Below are 230 nucleotides of genomic sequence, written 5' to 3' on the forward strand. Positions count from 1 at the left end.
GGTTTGCGGTACGGGCACCTTACATCTCACTAGAGGCTTTTCTTGGCAGCGTGGAATCAGGAACTTCGGTACTATATTTCCCTCGCCATCACAGCTCCGCCTTAATGGAAACGGGATTTGCCTCGTTTCCGGCCTAACTGCTTGGACGCGCATATCCAACAGCGCGCTTACCCTATCCTTCTGCGTCCCCCCATCGTTCAAACGATGTATAGGTGGTACAGGAATATCAA

The 230-nt window shown here is 51.7% G+C and carries 1 rRNA gene; it reads right to left on the minus strand.

The features are described from left to right. Positions 1-230: ribosomal RNA gene (locus tag ABE048_RS17365) — 23S ribosomal RNA — on the minus strand; the annotation flags it as partial.

The organism is Rummeliibacillus pycnus (assembly GCF_050459865.1).
GTDB classification, from domain to species: Bacteria; Bacillota; Bacilli; order Bacillales_A; family Planococcaceae; genus Rummeliibacillus; species Rummeliibacillus pycnus_B.